The organism is Simplicispira lacusdiani (genome assembly GCF_003604195.1).
Lineage (GTDB): Bacteria > Pseudomonadota > Gammaproteobacteria > Burkholderiales > Burkholderiaceae_C > Simplicispira > Simplicispira lacusdiani.
Genome location: NZ_QXGR01000004.1, coordinates 264,890 through 280,771 on the forward strand (window position 1 = coordinate 264,890; position 15,882 = coordinate 280,771).

Consider the following 15,882-nt stretch of genomic DNA (forward strand, 5'->3'; position numbering starts at 1 on the left):
GAACCACACTGCTGGGTTCCGCGTGTCTCTTGAAATGGCACAGGAACCATATCGCATATGGAGTTACCTGTGTTCAAACTTTCTCACCTTCGTCAATCTGCATACCTGTCGCAGCAAGGTCGTTGCTGGTATTGCGGCTGCAAGCTGTTGTCGCCAAAATTTCACCTAGGGGGTGGTGTGACTATTCCTCATCCCAGATCTTGTACTGCAGAGCATCTTCAGGCCCGTAAGGACGGTGGTGCTGACATACCTGCCAATGTTGTTGCTGCGTGTCGACACTGCAACGAAGCCAGGCACTCTAGCTTCGACGGGATTGCGCCGAGTAGGTATCGCCAGAAGGTGCGGCAGGCAGTCGCGGTCGGCAAGTGGCCGACACAGCGACGGGCTGCGGCTGGCCGCTGAACAAGAGTTTGCGCATGACCAACCTTACAACCGTAAAATCATTGCATGCTCGATGATCGTGCCAAGTTGTTGCTCAAAGCGCTGGTCGAGCGCTATATCGAAGACGGGCAGCCGGTCGGGTCGCGCACGCTGTCGCGCGCCTCCGGGCTGGATCTCTCGCCGGCCACCATCCGCAATGTCATGGCGGACCTGGAGGAGCTGGGGCTCATCGCCAGCCCGCACACGTCTGCTGGCCGCATTCCCACCGCCAAGGGCTATCGGCTGTTCGTGGACACCATGCTCACCGTGCAGCGCGGGCAGATCACCTCGCAGGCGCTGGCGCCCGAGCAGCCCCAGAAGGTGATCGCCAATGCGGCGCAACTGCTGTCGAACCTGTCGCAGTTCGTGGGCGTGGTCATGGCGCCGCGGCGGACCTCGGTGTTCCGCCACATCGAGTTCCTGCGTCTGTCGGAACGCCGCTTCCTGGTCATCATCGTTTCGCCCGACGGCGACGTGCAGAACCGGGTGATCTTTGCCGAGAACGATTTCACCCAGTCGCAACTGATCGAAACCGCGAACTTCCTCAACACCCACTATGCCGGCATGGCGATGGAGCAGGTGCGCGCGCGGATCAAGACGGAAGTCGAAACCCTGCAGGGCGAAATTGCCGCATTGATGCGGGCCGCCGTGAACGTGAGTTCGGAGGTCCTCAGCCAGGCCCAGGAGGAAGTGGTGATCTCGGGCGAGCGCAATCTGCTGTCCGTGAGCGATTTTTCCAAGGACATGGGCAACCTTCGGCGCGCGTTCGACCTGTTCGAACAGAAGACACAGATCCTGCGCCTGCTCGATGTCTCCAGCCAGGCCGAAGGCGTGCGCATCTTCATCGGTGGGGAAAGCCAGGTGGTCCCCTTCGAAGAACTTTCAGTGGTGAGCGCGCCATACGAAGTGGATGGCCAGGTGGTAGGCACGCTGGGCGTGATTGGCCCCATGCGCATGCCCTACGAGCGGATGATCCAGATCGTCGACATCACCTCCCGCCTGGTCTCGAACGCGCTGAGCCACCACAAGTAAGCCCCTACAATAAGCGGGTTGCCCCGCCTGTTGCTGCGTCGGCATTGGGGCGTTAGCTCAGTTGGTTAGAGCAGAGGACTCATAATCCTTTGGTCGTCGGTTCAAGTCCGCCACGCCCTACCAGTGTTTATGCGCCTCAGCACCCGAACGGGTCCTGAGGCGTTTCTACAAATGCGATGAGATTTCTACAAAGTTACTAAACCTTCTGACAAAAAGGTTTAGCAAATGCTAAAATTCGCCCATCCCGCCCTTGGCAGTAAGCCGTCCAATCATCTCGGACGAGCCGAACCCTAGGGCGTTTTTGTATCTGGGAGGGAATGCATGCCTACTGCGATCCTGATCGATGGTGCCTATTTCGTGAAGAGATTTCGGACCATCGAGCCGCACAATGCCTACAACGCAACACGTGCCGCAGAGTTCGCTTTTCGATGTGCAATTGCCCATCTCAGCGAGCCAGGGCAAAAGCCGATTCCCAAGCGTAGAGATCTGTACAGGATCTTCTTCTACGACTGTCCACCGTTGGACAAGAAGCTTCACAACCCGATCACACAACGGGCCGTTGATTTTGCAAAGTCTCCTGAGGCGCAGTTCCGACTGGCTTTGCATGATCTGTTGCGCGACAAGCGGAAGGTGGCCTTGCGCTTGGGACACCTTGCTAGCGATACGCCGTGGACGATCAAGCCTCAAGTGATTCAAGACCTACTCAAGAAGCGGCGTTGTTGGGAGGATTTGCGAGATGACGATGTCGTTCCAAATGCGAGGCAAAAAGGCGTAGATATGCGAATAGGCATCGACATCTCCTCACTGGCTTTGAAAAAGCAGGTAGATCAGATTGTCCTTATTGCGGGAGATGCTGACTTCGTTCCTGCAGCGAAACTTGCTCGACGTGAAGGTGTTGACTTCGTCTTGGATCCAATGTGGCAATCGATACCAGCAGGCTTGAATGAGCACATTGATGGCCTTCGCTCGACATGCGCAAAACCTAAGAAGCGTGTGGAGTCTTCCGATACCAATGGAGCTCTTAACGGAGGGGGCGAACGCGATCTCCCTGCCTCTGTTTGACGTAGTGCTCCGTCATCCCCCGATTCTTGTGCGCCAGCAGCTTTTGGGAGTGCGCCAAGTCGCCGGTATCGGTGGCCGCCTTCGCCCGAATGTCCCGAAACTGAAAGTCCACCTTCGCCAGCGCGCGGGCCTTGTCGAAGCGTGAGCGCAAGGCGAATTGGCTCAAAGGCTGGCCGTTCTCATCTTGGATCAGGTACGCGCTGATGGCTTTGCGAGGCCGCTGGTTGATCCTGTCGATGACGGCCGCCAGCTCGCCGGTGACCTCGATCCCCAGGCGTGCCCCGGTCTTGTTCTGCACGATCCACAGCGCGCCATCCCGAATGTCTGAGCGCTGAATCTTGAGCACGTCGGCGGGCCGTTGGCCGGTGAGCAAGGCCACGTCCATGGCGTCGGCTACGGTGTAGTGGGCATGGGCCTTTACGCGCTCGAATTCCTCATCGGTCACGTAGCGTGAGCGGCCTGTTTCCTTGAAGCCCTTCACGCCCTGGCATGGGTTCTGGGCGGCGGTGTAGCCCCACTCGCGGGCCTTGTTGAAGACGTGCGAGAACAGGGCCTTCTCGCGGTTGGCTCGCACCTTGGCCACCTGGCCGCGAATGTCGAGGTACTCGCGGATGTGCATGGGCGCGATGGCGTCGATGGGCATGTGCCCGAACACGCGCAGCAGGTTGGCGAGTTCCTTTTCGTTGTCGCGCCTGGTCTGCACGCCCTTGGTCGGGAAAATCTCGCGCACGTAGCGCCGGGCGATCACCGAAAACAGGCGGGTCGAGTCGTCTTCCTTCACTCCCTCACGTTGAGCCCAGAGGCGCAGCGCTTCGGCGCGGTCGTTGGACAGCTTGGTCCAGATGCGGGGCAGGGTGCCGCTGACGTGATACCAGACATTGCCCTTCCGGTGGAAGCGCGGAGGGTCGTCAAAGTTGGACTGCCGACGTCGCCCCATTACGCCCCCTGCAAAGCGCCGAAATTGGGCCGGTAGCCCCGTTCCTCGGGCACACCACAGCCAAGCATCTTCTCGGCGTATTTGCGCGCGACGATGGGCCGGCGGTTGCCGTTGATCTCGAAGCGCCAGCCCTTGGTACGCAGCCATCCCACCTGGCGTGCGGGCGTCTTGAAGCCTGTGAGGGTCTCAAGTTCGTCGGTGCTGAGAAACAGGGGCGATTCCATGGTGAAGCTCTTATGCCCTCGGGGCCTGGCGGTTGCGCTCGAAAGCCTGCATGGCTTCGCGTGCGCGCGGGGATGCATGCATCGTGCCGGTAGCCATTTCCTCGGGTGCCTGGGCGGTCGGCAGGGGCAGCGGAATACCCGTGCCGAAGCTCGGTTCCAGCAGTGGGCCGAAGTCGGGCAGTTCCTCGAAAAGCGGTTCGTTGGCCGATCCTGCATTCAGGGCGCGCAGGCCCGTGACGACTTCTTTCGCGCGCTGGAACTGCTCGCGCAGTAGGCACACCTGGCGGTACAGCAGGCGGATTTCGTTCACCTGGTCGGTGTAGATGTGCGAGCGTCCATATTTCGACTCCCAGAAGAGCGCGAGGACAGCGGCACGCGGGGCGCGGCCCGTTGCGAGCCAGTGGTACACGGTGCGCTCGGTCACTCCAAGGTATCGGTGTACTGCCTTGGGGCCTCCAAGCTCGGCCATGAACAGGCGGAAGCACTCGGAACCATAGATGTCGCGGGGAGCGTGAAAGTACATGATGGGCCTCGTTTCAGAGGCCGCAGGCGGCCTACATGCGGTAAGCTGCCTGGGCCGGTTCGCGGATTGGGTTTTGCGGTTCGGTGGGCGCTCAGGTGTTGCAGCACGTGAGCGCTTTTTTTATGCCTCTTGCGCCAGGACGAATGCCCGCTTGAACGTGGCCTGTGTCATGACCACGGTGGCCTGTCCTTCCTTCCCTGGTTTCGTCCGGGTGTTGATCTCGTAGATACCGGGAGCCTTGAACTTCTTGACCTCGTGGAACACGTCGTCGGTGGCTTGGACCTTCATCGGGGCATCGCCCACGGCAGAGGCTGTTTCGACCTGGTAATCGTTGATGTAGTGCACCGTGCATCCCTTGCGGACTTCGCCGGTCTTTTCGTCGGTCATTTCCCACTTGGATGCGCGCAGGATCAGGACTGTTTCGCTCATGATTTTTCTTTCGAATGCGGCCTTAGGCGGCCAGTTGGAGTAGTCCGCGCTGGTAGTCGAACGCGGGTCTTTCGCGCACCAGGCTGGTACATCGCCTGGGGTCTGCACGAACGGGGGAGAAGTCAGCGGGCAGCGTTTGCCCCTGGCGTTCAATGAGTTGCCTATCGGTGGCGAGCCAGGACACGCCGACGTCCACCAACTGCTTCCGGCGCCGGTAGAAGGTGGGCCGCGTGCTGCGGGTCTTCATGTCGTCTTCGCCATGGGTAGCGAGGCCCAGCCAGAAGCCATGCAACCGACCAGCCAGCTCAAGGGCGTAGTGCGCTTCCAGACGGTCACGAACCGCCAGGCTGGTGCGAACGATCTGCACGCCATCCCGCCCCTCTCGCAGTAGCCGGGCGATTTCCTTGTCGAACACGCCTTCGAGGTATGCAGTGGTGATTTCGTGCACCTTGGGCTTGTGGCCAAAGTCGTAGTCCAGCTTCTCGGCGTGAACCTCCACCTCTGCACGAAGGCGGCCGTTCGCCAGTCGCTGCAGAGCCGCCACCTTCCGCGATGCCTGCCGGTGTGCCCAGTCTGGCGGCGCATCCTTAGCTCGGTTCTGCTGGTACATGCCGCGCAGCACCACGTAGAGGCGCTTGCGATCATTCCGCTCGAACTCGGGGCCCTTGTGGTACAGCTTGATCGTGGTGGTTGTGCCGGGCACGAAGATGGCCTCGTTGCTGTATTTCTGCATCTTCCGGCGCGGAAAGGCGACGTGGTAGATGCCCTCAAAGAACTCCTGCACCGCCTGATATGGCAATCGGAAGTTCTCCGACCAGTCCACTCGCTGCACGGTCCATTTGCCGGTGTGCGGCAACTCCACCCCCAAGAGCTGCTGCAGCAGCGTGCGCAGGTTCTCGCAGGCTTGCGGCAGGTCCGCGATCACGCCGTACATGTTCTGGCCGTGCATGGCCTTGGGCAGCGAGCATTCCACGATCAGGTAGGGTTGGCTCGGGTGCCACTCGGGCTTGCCGCTCTTGGACTTGCTGCAGTCCTCGTACATCGGCTTGACCATGATCCGGGAGTCGTAGGAGCCCTGCAGGTTGGTGCGGGTGACTTCCCAAAGCAGCTCGCCTGTTTCGTTGAGCACCTGGCAGTAGCTCTGGCCCTGGGCCTTCACCTTGTCCACGATGTTGCGGGCCATGTAAGGGCTTTTGATCCGTACCGTATCGAGTCCCATGAGCTGCTGCGCTTCGCTGGCTGCTGTCTCACTCATGAGACTCATACGGGGTGTTACTGCCCGTGAAGCGGAAAATTTGCGCTGTTGCACGGGTAGCCTCCAGGGGGTGTTTTTGCGCCCCAATGGCGCGGGAGAAAGGGCGGCGCTGCAGGCCCAGAGCGGGCGTAGGCGCGGCCGAACGGAGCGCGCGCTGGGCGGGAGTGCTCCACCATGCGAAGGGGCGTTGTGCGGGCGCTTGGCTCATACCTTCACCCAGGGCCAAAGCAGCGCGAGTTGCACCGGCTTGATGAACAGGAAGATGCCCTCGTGGTCGATGAGAAAGGAGAACGGGCCGATGCTGGCGGAAGGGGAGGGGAGCACGTACCAATCGAGCTTGGCAATGCCCAAATCGAGCTTGACCATGGAGGGCCTCTGTGTGAGGTATTGAAGGGGTGGAGGGTGGGGCCGAAGCCTCGGCGGTGCGCTGGGGCTCGGAATCGAGCTCGCCGCGCGTGATGACCACTGCGCGGGGGCTCTGCCAGGTCAGGATGAAGCCTGCAGCGCGCCACACGGCCACGTAGCCATCGAAGCACGGCAGCTCGCGGAAGCGCTTGCAGTCGCCGTTGGGCAGCGTGGCCGTGGCGATGAAGCGGGCGGGGGGTGTTGTGGAGGTGGGCATGTCTCAGGCCTTTCCACCGATCAGCAGCAGGCCGCCGCGCTGGCAGATTCTTTCGACGGTTTCACGCCACTGGTACTCGATGGAGACCAGTGCCGTCATCAGTGGCTCCAAGCTGGCCGAGCCGAACGCGGCGCGGGCCAGGGCTCGCATGTGGGCTACCGATTCGGATTCGGCGCGCTCGACGTCCAGCAGCATCCGGAATGCATCGGAAAGTGCCAGGGTGGTATTGCGGCCCTGGGCTGATGAGCCGAGGGCGCGGGGCGCAACCGCCCTGGCGAACGTGGTTCCCTCCCCCCCCACTCGCACTTGCGTGCGAGCGGGTGCCCCGGTCGGCGCCTTGTGGCGCCACGTTTGGAGAGGGCAGGGGAGGGGATAGGCCGCCTGTTTGGCAGCAAGAATGGGGGCGGCTTGGCCTCGGTGCGCCGCGCCGTCGCCGCGGCTGCACATCGGCCGCCCGGTGCCTACCGTCTGCGCCATGGCCGCAGACGTGGCAGGCCCGGAACCCGCATCAAAACTGGGTTTTGACGGTTCTGACCGCATCGGAATCACCGTCCGATGGTCTGATTGCGTGCCGTCGGATCGCTCTTGGACGCCAGCGCCAGCATCAGAAGCAGTCCAATCACGCCGGCGGCAAGGGCAGCGCCCTTGCCAGAGCCGGCCACCATCGAGATGGGCGTGGTGAACGTGCTCATGCTGCCTCCGCTGCGGCATCGGCCTGGTCCGCTTCGGGCAGCAGATCAGCCAGTGGGGAGGTGGAGAGGTAGCCCGAGAGCCAGTCGCCCAAGGTCTTCGGCTGGAGGCCGTCGGGCACCTTGCGCGCGATGTTCCGGCCCTGCAGCATCAGGATGGCGACGTAGTTCAGGGCCAGCAGGGCGAAGATTTCGCGGATGGCGTTCTCGGTGCCTTCCGAGAACTCGCCACCGAAGAAGCCACCCGTGGCGAACTCGGTGTTGAGAATGTCGCCCACCTTGAGGCGGTTGGCCTCGATCAGGTCGGTGAGCTTTTCGGCCTGTGCTGCGGGCACGTCCTCAGACAGCAGGATGGCCGGGCGCGTGATGCGCTTGACCATGCCGCCTAGGCCCTGCAGCAGGTCTTTGTCACTGGTGTCTTGGTCCTCGGGGAAGTCCTGGCCCTGTTCCTCGTATTGGGCTTCCAGGTAGGTGCGGAGCTGGGCTTGCTGGGAGGTGGAGAGGTTGCGCGTTTCGTTGCGGAACTCGCTGATGTAGGCCTTGGACAGGCCTGTGCCCTCTGCAATTGCCGCAACCGTCAGGTTGAGGTCTTTGGCTGCCTGGCGCAGCTGTTCGGGCGTGACGCCCTTCTTCGGATTGCTCATAACGGAACCTTTCAAAAACGAGAAAATTCTCGAATTTGATTGTGGCTCCGCGTTCTGAGATTGTCAAACCTTTTTCGAGATTTATCTCGTTTTTGGTTTTGTCTTGGTTGGCTGTGACAATTTTTTGGTCAGCTCTTCTAGCTCTGACTGCGCTTTTTCATCGAGTCGAGTGCGTTCTGCCTTGTCCTCTTCATCCAGAGATTCCAGGACGATGGGTCGTCTGCGCCCCTGGATCGCACGCAGAGCGAGCATCTGCTTTTGTTCCCGGTCGGCGCGCGATTCGCCTTTGATGAGACCCTCTTCGATCAGAACGCTCTTGATCACGCTTCTCAGGTAGTCATCCAGTGACATCTCCCAGCCTGCATAGGGGTCTGGTATGTCCCCATAGAACAGTGAACTTACTGGAACGGCGAATGCCTGGGCAAGCAGCTTTATTTCTCGATACCCAGGATAGGAGTCCCCGTTCTCATAGCGTGAGATTGAGACCTTGGAAATGCCATCGCCCGTTGGGTCCAGATGCTTAGTTGCCTCGCTTAGCTCGCCGAGTGTCCAAGAGAAGCTCTCGCGCAGCTTTCTGAGACGAGCGCCGAGTGCCTTTTTGTCAGGGTTGATGAGATCGTCTGCTTCATTCACCGGCGTACCTCGCTTTGATTCTTCGCGTGCTCTACAAATTGCATGGGCATCGAGGATACACGGGGCTTGCCGGTCAGCATATGGAGTCACTTTTGTAGAGGTCAGCTATCTGTAGGTGCGCGTCGGCGTTCAGAGGGGAGGCAGACTCATAATCCTTTGGTCGTCGGTTCAAGTCCGCCACGCCCTACCAATCTTGCACGGCCCCCGCTGTCCCACGGATCGCGGGGGTTTTCTTTTTCAGGCGGGCCGCTGCCGATGGCCTGGCTGGTCAAAAAACTTTGCGGGTTTTGGAAAAAACGCTCCGCAAACTGGATTACAATCTTGGCTTGCTTCAGACTTCGGTTGATCTCAGTGGTTGAACGAAGTTGGTGCGAAATTTTGGAGATGATCTGAAAATTCGTGCTATAATGCGAGGCTTAGCGGCTGTAGCTCAGCTGGATAGAGTACTTGGCTACGAACCAAGGGGTCGTGGGTTCGATTCCTGCCAGCCGCACCAACAGGTAAGCCCTGATATCGCAAGGTATCAGGGCTTTTTCCTTTTCTGCGCTGACGCTCGCTGTTCAAATATGCTGTCATGAACAAGGCCTTCACCAAGGAAACCGATTCCGACGAGGACGATGAGCCGGGCTTGCCGCCGCTGCCGGCTGGCGGCAAGAACTACATCACGCCCCAGGGCTATGCACGGCTGCGTGCCGAGCTGCTCGACTTGATGGACAACGAACGCCCCAAGGTGGTTGAAATCGTCCATTGGGCTGCCAGCAATGGCGATCGTTCGGAAAACGGCGACTATCTCTACGGCAAGAAGCGCTTGCGCGAAATCGACCGGCGCATCCGCTTCCTGACCAAGCGCCTGGAAATCGCGGAAGTCGTGGAGCCTTCCGTCCATGCGGGCAGCGACCAGGTGTATTTCGGTGCCACAGTCACCTACATGGACGATCAGGGGCAGTCACGCACCGTCACCATCATGGGCATCGACGAGGCCGACAGCAACCAGGGCCAGGTGAGCTGGATTGCTCCCGTGGCGCGGGCATTGCTCAAGGCGCGGGTAGGTGATGAAGTCCAGCTGCCCACGCCTTCGGGGCTGCGCACGCTGGAAGTGCTGGACGTCGAATATCCCTCTGCCGGCCGCGATTGAGGCCGCGCTGCGGGGTCAGCTCAGTGGCAGGGAGCGGCTGGTGCGCAGCACGGCGGGCGTGCGGCGCAGGTTGCGCAGGGCGGCCTCCAGATGCGCCTGGTCGCGCACGGCGATGATGAAGCGCAGGTCAATGGTGTCGAGCGCGGTTTCGTCATCCATGTCGACGTGCGTGATGTCGGCTTCCGAACGCGCCAGGTCGGCAGCGATACGCGCCAGCACGCCCTTGCCGTTGTTCACCGTCACGACGATGCGTGTCTCGAACATGCGTGTGGGCTCCTCTGCCCAGTCCACGGCGATGAAGCGCTCGCTGTCCTTGTGCTGCAGACGCTTGGCCACCGCGCACTGCATGGCGTGCACCACCAGGCCTTCGCCGCGTCCCAGGTAGCCAACGATGCCGTCGCCGGGAATGGGGCGGCAGCAGCTGGCGTATTTGACGGAAGCGCCCTCGCTGCCGTCGAGGGTGACGCCTCCCTGCGAAACGGTTTCATGCGAGGTGTAGCGTTCGCGCGTCATCAGCAGCGCATCGGGCTTGTAGCCGTGCTCGGACATCAGAACCACCAGCCGCTTGGCCACGATGGTGGCGATGCGCCTGCCCAGGCCGATGTCGGTCATGAGCTCGCTGCGCGAACGGTTGCCGGTGAAGCGCAGGAGCTTGTCCCACAGCGGCTGGGTGGCGTCGCCGCTGTCGGGCAACTGCTCCAGCCCCTCGGCGCGCAGCGCCTGCGCCAGCAGTTTTTCTCCCAGTCCTTCGGATTCGGTTTGCGCCAGCGTCTTGAGGTGGTGGCGGATCTTGGAGCGCGCGCGTCCTGTGCGCACGAAGCCCAGCCAGGCAGGATTGGGCGTGGCCGTCGGCGTGGTGATGATCTCCACCACGTCACCGTTCTTCAGTTCGGTGCGCAGCGGCACCTGCTCGTTGTTGATCTTGGCGGCCGAGGTGCTGTTGCCCACGTTGCTGTGGATGGCGTAGGCGAAATCGACCACCGTGGCGCCGCGCGGCAGCGCCATGATCTGGCTCTTGGGTGTGAAGACATACACCGCGTCGGGGAACAGGTCCACCTTGACGTGGTCCCAGAACTCGGCGGCATCGCGGGTTTCGTTCTGGATGTCGAGCAGGGACTGCAGCCATTTCGTTCCCAGGCGCTCGGCGGCGGCGCTGTCATCATCCTGGGCCTTGTAGAGCCAGTGGGCGGCCACGCCGGCCTCGGCCACCAGGTGCATTTCCTCGGTGCGCATCTGGAACTCGATGTTCACGCCCGAGGGCCCCACCAGCGTGGTGTGCAGCGACTGGTAGCCATTGAGCTTGGCGATGGCGATGTGGTCCTTGAACTTGCCCGGCACTGGCTTGTACATCTGGTGCAGGATGCCCAGCGCGGTGTAGCAGTCCGTGATGGTGGGCACGATGACCCGGAAGCCATAGATGTCGGTCACCTGGGCAAAGCTCAGGTGCTTGAGCACCATCTTCTGGTAGATGGCGTAGAGGGTTTTTTCCCGCCCCGCCAGGCGCACCTTCATGCCGATGCGGGCGAAGGCCGCATCCACATCGGCCTGGACCTTCTGCACCAGGTCACGGCGCCGGTTGCGCGCCTTGCCGACCGCCTTGGAAAGCGTGGCGTAGCGCCAGGGGTGCAGGTGCCGGAAGGCCAGGTCCTGCAGCTCGCGGTAGGTCTGGTTCAGCCCCAGCCGGTGAGCGATGGGCGCGTAGATGTCGAGTGTTTCGGAGGAGATGCGCCCCCATTTGCTGCGTGGCATGTCCGACAGCGTGCGCATGTTGTGCGTGCGGTCGGCCAGCTTGATCAGGATGACACGCACATCGCGCGCCATGGCCAGCAGCATCTTGCGGAACGATTCGGCCTGGTTTTCCTCGCGTGTGTCGAACTGCAGCTTGTCGAGCTTGGTCAGGCCGTCCACCAGATCGGCCACGGCGACGCCGAAACGGTCGATCAGATCGGATTTGGTGACGCCACAGTCTTCCATCGCGTCATGCAGCAGGGCTGCCATCAGCGCCTGGGCGTCGAGCTTCCAGGTGGCGCACTGGGCCGCCACCGCGATGGGGTGGGTGATGTAGGGCTCGCCGCTGTTGCGCAATTGGCCCAGATGGGCCTCGTCGGCAAAGCGGTAGGCCTGCCGCACCTGCTCGATGCTGGCGGCGTCGAGGTAGTCCAGGCTGTCGGTGAGCGCGGCAAAGCTGGCCGCCGCGGCATTGGCGGCCGCCGGGCTGGCGCTCGCGGCTGGGGCGCGTTCGCCGGGTCTGGGCTCGTTGGCTGGGGGGGTGTTCAGCACCGCGGTCATGCCTTTAATGTAGCGCGCCTGTCGATGGCCGTTCTGGTCCATAAAAAAAGCACCGGCGTGCGGTGCTTTTTCAGGGGCGCCAATGGCGGGCGCGTTAGCCGGGGACCTTCTTGAGCATCTCCAGGCCGACCTTGCCGGCGGCGATTTCGCGCAGGGCGGTCACGGCGGGCTTGTTGCGGCTCTCGATGCGGGGGGCATGGCCATGGCTGAGCATGCGGGCGCGGTAGGTGGCCGCCAGGACGAGCTGGAAACGGTTGGGGATCTGCTCAAGGCAGTCTTCGACGGTGATGCGGGCCATGGTTACTCCGGAAAATCAGGCAATGTTGAGCGACTGGAAGGTCTCGGCCCGTGCGCGGCGCTGGGCCGCGTATTTGAGACGCTGGGCGTGGACGATGGCTTTCATGTCGAAAAGCGCGCGCTCGAACAACTCGTTGATTATAACGAAGTCGAATTTGTCCACCTGCGCCATTTCCTCGGAGGCGTTCTTCAGGCGCAGCTCGATGACCTCGGCCGAATCCTCTCCCCGGCGCTCCAGGCGTGAGCGCAGTTCTTCCCAGCTGGGCGGCAGGATGAAGATGAGCACGGCGTTGGCGAACGTCTCCTTGACCTGCAGGGCGCCCTGGTAGTCGATCTCCAGGATCACGTCGGAGCCCTGGGCGATGCGCTCCTCGATCGCCTTCTTGGACGTGCCATAGCGGCGGCCATGCACATTGGCCCATTCCACGAAGGCGTGCGAGGCCACCATGGTGTCGAACTCCGACTCGGAGGCGAAGAAGTACTCGCGCCCGTGCTTTTCCTGGCCCCGGGGCGCCCGGGTGGTGTGCGAAACGGAGGCATGGACCTGCGAGTCCAACTCCAGCAGGGCCTTCACGAGGCTGGACTTGCCCGCGCCGCTGGGCGCAGCGACCACGAATAAATTTCCAGGGTATTCCATAAGGGGTAAGCGCTTCTAGCTATTGAAATTGCAGCATCACTCGATGTTCTGCACCTGTTCGCGCATCTGCTCGATCAGGACCTTCATGTCCACGCTGATGCGCGTGAGTTCCAGCGCGGCCGATTTCGAGCCCAGCGTGTTGGCCTCGCGGTGCAGTTCCTGGATGAGGAAGTCCAGCCGCTTGCCGATTTCGCCGCCTTTTTCGAGCAAGCGCTCGATTTCCGCCAGGTGGGATTGGAGCCGGGTGACCTCCTCGGCCACGTCGATGCGGATGGCGAAAGCCGTGGCCTCGGACAGCGCGCGGTCCTGCGCCGCCTCGGGCGTGGCGGCACCTTCTGCGAGGCCCATGGCCTCCTTCCAGCGCTCCATGAAGCGCTGGCGCTGCTGCTCCACCAGTTGGGGAACGAGCGGGACCGCCTGTTCGGACAGCCCGCGCAGCTGCCGCAGATGGCCCTGCAGCATGGCGGCCAGCCGTGCGCCTTCCTGCTGGCGGGCTTCGAGGAGGGCGGCCAGGGCTTCCTGGGCCAGCGCGGGGACGGCTTCGCTCCAGTTTTCCTGGCCCGGGCCCTGGCTGGTGCCCAGGCGCAGGACATCGGCCACCGTCAGCGGTGCGGCGTCCGGCAGCCAGGTGCGCACGGAGTCCTGCAGCGCGCCCAGGCGCTGCAGCAGGCGTGGCGACGGGTCGGGCAGGCTGGCGGCGTCGCCGCTGTCCAGCGTGGCGCGTACTTCGACCTTGCCGCGCTTGACCTTGGCGGTCAGCAGCGTGCGCAGCACGGGTTCCATGGCGCGCAGTTCATCGGGCAGCCGGAACGACAGATCGAGAAAGCGGCTGTTGACGGAGCGGATTTCCAATCCCAGGCGACGCACGGGGCCGGGCCGGAACTCGGCCTCGGGACTCCCCGGGGGCACGCCGCGCTGGGCGCTGGCGTATCCGGTCATGCTGTAAACTGGCATTGGACTTTTTGATGGTTGCTTGCGATCCGGCGATTATCCGGGTTCTGCCACGCCCCCGAATCTTCTGCGCAAAATATGTCAAAAATCAAACCGGCACCGCTGCCGCCCGATACCGTCATAGGCGGTTACCGTGTGATACGCCGGTTGTCCTCCGGCGGTTTTGGCGTGGTCTACCTGGCCGTGGACGCCGAAGGCCAGCAGGTCGCCATCAAGGAATACCTGCCCTCGTCCCTGGCCACGCGCGCGCCGGGCGAACTGCTGCCCAAGGTGCCGCCCGAAAAGCTCTCGCTCTACCGCCTGGGCCTCAAGAGCTTCTTCGAGGAAGGCCGGGCGCTGGCCCAGATCTCGCACGCCTCGGTGGTGAGCGTGCTCAACTTCTTCCGCGAGAACGAAACCGTCTACATGGTGATGAACTACCTGGAGGGCGCGACCCTGCAGGATTTCATCATCACCGCGCGCGACCTCAAGACGCAGAAGGTGTTCCGCGAATCCACCATCCGCTCGCTGTTCGACGAGGTGCTGCGCGGCATGCGCATCGTGCACCAGCACAAGATGCTGCACCTGGACATCAAGCCGGCCAACATTTTCATCACCGACGACAACAAGGCCGTGATGATCGATTTCGGCGCCGCGCGCGAGGTGCTGTCGAAAGAAGGCAACTTCATCCGCCCCATGTACACCCCCGGCTTCGCCGCCCCCGAGATGTACCGGCGCGATTCGTCCATGGGCCCCTGGACCGACATCTACGCCATTGGCGCCTGCATCTACGCCTGCATGCAGGGCTTCCCGCCCAACGAGGCGCCGCAGCGCCAGGAGAAGGACCGCCTCTCGCTGGCCCTGGCCAAGCTGCGCGGCGTGTACTCCGACAACCTCATCGAGGTGGTCGAGTGGTGCATGGCGCTCGACCCGCTCTCGCGCCCGCAATCGGTGTTCGCGCTGCAGAAGGAATTGAGCCGCGAGGGCGAGCGCCGCTACACCAAGCTCACGGTGGCCGAGAAAATGCGCATGCAGCTCGACACCCTGGTGTCCGACACCAAGAAAAATGTGCAAAAGGTGGGTGAGGCCACTGGAATCGGAGTCAAGCCCAAATGAAATTCTCCGTCTTCCAGATCAGCCGCCGCGGGGGCCGCGAAAAGAACGAAGACCGCATGGGTTACTGCTATACGCGGGAGTCCGGTCTGTTCGTGCTGGCCGATGGCATGGGCGGCCATCCGGAAGGCGAGGTGGCGGCGCAGATCGCCATGCAGACCGTGGCCGCCATGTTCCAGCGCCAGGCGCGCCCGGTGCTCTCTGACGTGCAGGAGTTCCTCTCGTCCGCCTTGCTGGCGGCGCACCACCAGATCCTGCGCTATGCCAGCGACAAGGGCATGCTCGACTCGCCGCGCACCACGCTGGTCATCGCCGTCGTGCAGGCCGGCAGCGCCACCTGGGTGCATTGCGGCGACTCGCGCCTGTACATGGTGCGTGCCGGCGCGCTGCTCACGCGCACGCGCGACCACTCCTACCTGGAGCTGCGCAACATGCCGCCAGGGCTGGAGCGCATCAACCGCAACGTGCTCTTTACCTGCCTGGGCTCGCCCACCAAGCCCATCTACGACATGACCGGCCCCGTGCATTTGGAGCAGGGCGACCGCATCCTGCTGTGCTCCGACGGCCTGTGGGGCACGCTCAGCGACGAGGAAATCGCCCTGCAGCTCGGCAGCCAGACGGTGTCGCAGGCCGTGCCCGAGCTGGTCGAGCAGGCGCTGCGCAAGGCCGGCGCCGGCAGCGACAACGTGACCGTGGTGGCCATGGAGTGGGAAACCCCCGACGCCTTCGAGTCCACCCAGGGCGTGTCCACCGACAGCATCAGCGACGATGTGTTCGCCTCCACCATCCAGGCTGGCCCCATCGACGGCCTGGTGGACGACCTGGACGACGAAGCTATCGAGCGCTCCATCGCCGAGATCAACGAGGCCATCCGCCGCACTTCTGCTGCAAAAAAGGCGTGAGCCTCCCCCTGAGGCGCTGCGCGCCTTCCCCCTCCTCTCGCGCTGCGCGCGGGGAGGGGAACACCGCCAGCGCTGCGGGGCGGCCCTTGCGCGGCGGTTGCTGGCCTGG

At 62.7% G+C, this 15,882-nt stretch carries 20 protein-coding genes and 2 tRNA genes; 8 read left to right on the forward strand and 14 right to left on the reverse strand.

All coding sequences use genetic code 11. The annotated features are described in order from the left end of the window. The first annotated feature begins 57 nt into the window (after positions 1–57). The 4 genes from D8S75_RS17925 to D8S75_RS07435 all read left to right on the forward strand — a co-directional run bounded on the left by D8S75_RS17925 (position 58) and on the right by D8S75_RS07435 (position 2,514). Entirely contained in the window at positions 58–402 is a 345-nt protein-coding gene (locus D8S75_RS17925) for an HNH endonuclease (RefSeq protein WP_119965509.1), read from the forward strand. A 45-nt stretch (positions 403–447) separates the two neighbouring features. Continuing rightward, positions 448–1,452 (forward strand): heat-inducible transcriptional repressor HrcA, encoded by a 1,005-nt coding sequence (gene hrcA, locus D8S75_RS07425; RefSeq protein ID WP_119965511.1) that lies wholly within the window; start codon positions 448–450, stop codon positions 1,450–1,452. A gap of 46 nt (positions 1,453–1,498) precedes the next feature. Then, positions 1,499–1,575, forward strand: a tRNA-Ile gene (locus D8S75_RS07430). A gap of 198 nt (positions 1,576–1,773) precedes the next feature. Beyond that, complete coding sequence (locus D8S75_RS07435; RefSeq protein WP_119965512.1) at positions 1,774–2,514, forward strand: NYN domain-containing protein; 741 nt, start codon at positions 1,774–1,776, stop codon at positions 2,512–2,514. Here D8S75_RS07435 and D8S75_RS07440 read toward each other — a convergent pair. The 10 genes from D8S75_RS07440 to D8S75_RS07470 form a co-directional block, all read right to left on the reverse strand. After that, entirely contained in the window at positions 2,474–3,451 is a 978-nt protein-coding gene (locus D8S75_RS07440) for a tyrosine-type recombinase/integrase (RefSeq protein ID WP_119965514.1), read from the reverse strand. The genes D8S75_RS07435 and D8S75_RS07440 overlap by 41 nt on opposite strands. Continuing rightward, the gene (locus D8S75_RS17395; protein WP_157982601.1) at positions 3,451–3,675 is read right to left on the reverse strand and encodes a DUF4224 domain-containing protein; all 225 of its coding nucleotides are present in this window, start codon (positions 3,673–3,675) and stop codon (positions 3,451–3,453) included. The genes D8S75_RS07440 and D8S75_RS17395 overlap by 1 nt, the downstream gene beginning before the upstream one ends. A 10-nt stretch (positions 3,676–3,685) precedes the next feature. Continuing rightward, positions 3,686–4,198 carry a hypothetical protein gene (locus tag D8S75_RS17400; RefSeq protein WP_157982602.1) on the reverse strand — a complete coding sequence of 171 codons (513 nt, stop codon included), beginning with the start codon at positions 4,196–4,198 and terminating at the stop codon, positions 3,686–3,688. A gap of 120 nt (positions 4,199–4,318) precedes the next feature. Then, entirely contained in the window at positions 4,319–4,627 is a 309-nt protein-coding gene (locus tag D8S75_RS07450) for a hypothetical protein (RefSeq protein WP_119965518.1), read from the reverse strand. Positions 4,628–4,649: 22 nt separating this feature from the next. Further along, positions 4,650–5,810 carry a phage/plasmid replication protein, II/X family gene (locus D8S75_RS07455; protein WP_157982603.1) on the reverse strand — a complete coding sequence of 387 codons (1,161 nt, stop codon included), beginning with the start codon at positions 5,808–5,810 and terminating at the stop codon, positions 4,650–4,652. Between the two features lie 276 nt (positions 5,811–6,086). Beyond that, positions 6,087–6,248, reverse strand: coding sequence for a hypothetical protein (locus D8S75_RS17405; protein ID WP_157982604.1), 162 nt, complete (start codon positions 6,246–6,248; stop codon positions 6,087–6,089). A 259-nt stretch (positions 6,249–6,507) separates the two neighbouring features. Further along, on the reverse strand, positions 6,508–6,699 hold the full coding sequence (locus tag D8S75_RS07460) for a hypothetical protein (RefSeq protein ID WP_119965522.1): 192 nt from the start codon (positions 6,697–6,699) through the stop codon (positions 6,508–6,510). Between the two features lie 350 nt (positions 6,700–7,049). After that, positions 7,050–7,196, reverse strand: coding sequence for a hypothetical protein (locus tag D8S75_RS17410; RefSeq protein ID WP_157982605.1), 147 nt, complete (start codon positions 7,194–7,196; stop codon positions 7,050–7,052). Beyond that, complete coding sequence (locus tag D8S75_RS07465) at positions 7,193–7,837, reverse strand: helix-turn-helix domain-containing protein (protein ID WP_119965523.1); 645 nt, start codon at positions 7,835–7,837, stop codon at positions 7,193–7,195. Before D8S75_RS07465 ends, D8S75_RS17410 begins: the two co-directional genes overlap by 4 nt. A gap of 81 nt (positions 7,838–7,918) precedes the next feature. Continuing rightward, positions 7,919–8,470, reverse strand: a complete 552-nt coding sequence (locus D8S75_RS07470; RefSeq protein WP_157982606.1) for a helix-turn-helix domain-containing protein — start codon at positions 8,468–8,470, stop codon at positions 7,919–7,921. A gap of 419 nt (positions 8,471–8,889) precedes the next feature. On the opposite strand from D8S75_RS07470, the gene D8S75_RS07475 reads away from it, so the two are divergent. Further along, a tRNA-Arg gene (locus tag D8S75_RS07475) sits at positions 8,890–8,966 on the forward strand. A gap of 78 nt (positions 8,967–9,044) precedes the next feature. Next, positions 9,045–9,605, forward strand: coding sequence for a transcription elongation factor GreB (greB, locus tag D8S75_RS07480; protein WP_119965527.1), 561 nt, complete (start codon positions 9,045–9,047; stop codon positions 9,603–9,605). Positions 9,606–9,620: 15 nt separating this feature from the next. Here the strand turns inward: greB and D8S75_RS07485 are convergent, their stop codons facing one another. The 4 genes from D8S75_RS07485 to D8S75_RS07500 all read right to left on the reverse strand — a co-directional run bounded on the left by D8S75_RS07485 (position 9,621) and on the right by D8S75_RS07500 (position 13,782). Then, positions 9,621–11,894, reverse strand: a complete 2,274-nt coding sequence (locus tag D8S75_RS07485; protein ID WP_119965644.1) for a RelA/SpoT family protein — start codon at positions 11,892–11,894, stop codon at positions 9,621–9,623. A 94-nt stretch (positions 11,895–11,988) separates the two neighbouring features. Beyond that, positions 11,989–12,192: a DNA-directed RNA polymerase subunit omega gene (gene rpoZ, locus D8S75_RS07490; RefSeq protein ID WP_042429485.1), complete on the reverse strand. Its 204-nt coding sequence runs from the start codon at positions 12,190–12,192 to the stop codon at positions 11,989–11,991. A 15-nt stretch (positions 12,193–12,207) separates the two neighbouring features. Further along, positions 12,208–12,828 (reverse strand): guanylate kinase, encoded by a 621-nt coding sequence (gmk, locus tag D8S75_RS07495; RefSeq protein ID WP_119965528.1) that lies wholly within the window; start codon positions 12,826–12,828, stop codon positions 12,208–12,210. A 36-nt stretch (positions 12,829–12,864) separates the two neighbouring features. Beyond that, complete coding sequence (locus D8S75_RS07500) at positions 12,865–13,782, reverse strand: YicC/YloC family endoribonuclease (protein ID WP_232828962.1); 918 nt, start codon at positions 13,780–13,782, stop codon at positions 12,865–12,867. A gap of 75 nt (positions 13,783–13,857) precedes the next feature. Here D8S75_RS07500 and D8S75_RS07505 point away from each other — a divergent pair, with 75 nt between their 5' ends. Further along, a complete protein-coding gene (locus D8S75_RS07505; protein WP_119965532.1) occupies positions 13,858–14,874 on the forward strand; it encodes a serine/threonine protein kinase in 1,017 nt (338 codons plus the stop codon). Further along, positions 14,871–15,773 carry a PP2C family protein-serine/threonine phosphatase gene (locus D8S75_RS07510; RefSeq protein ID WP_119965534.1) on the forward strand — a complete coding sequence of 301 codons (903 nt, stop codon included), beginning with the start codon at positions 14,871–14,873 and terminating at the stop codon, positions 15,771–15,773. Before D8S75_RS07505 ends, D8S75_RS07510 begins: the two co-directional genes overlap by 4 nt. Positions 15,774–15,882 lie beyond the last annotated feature (109 nt).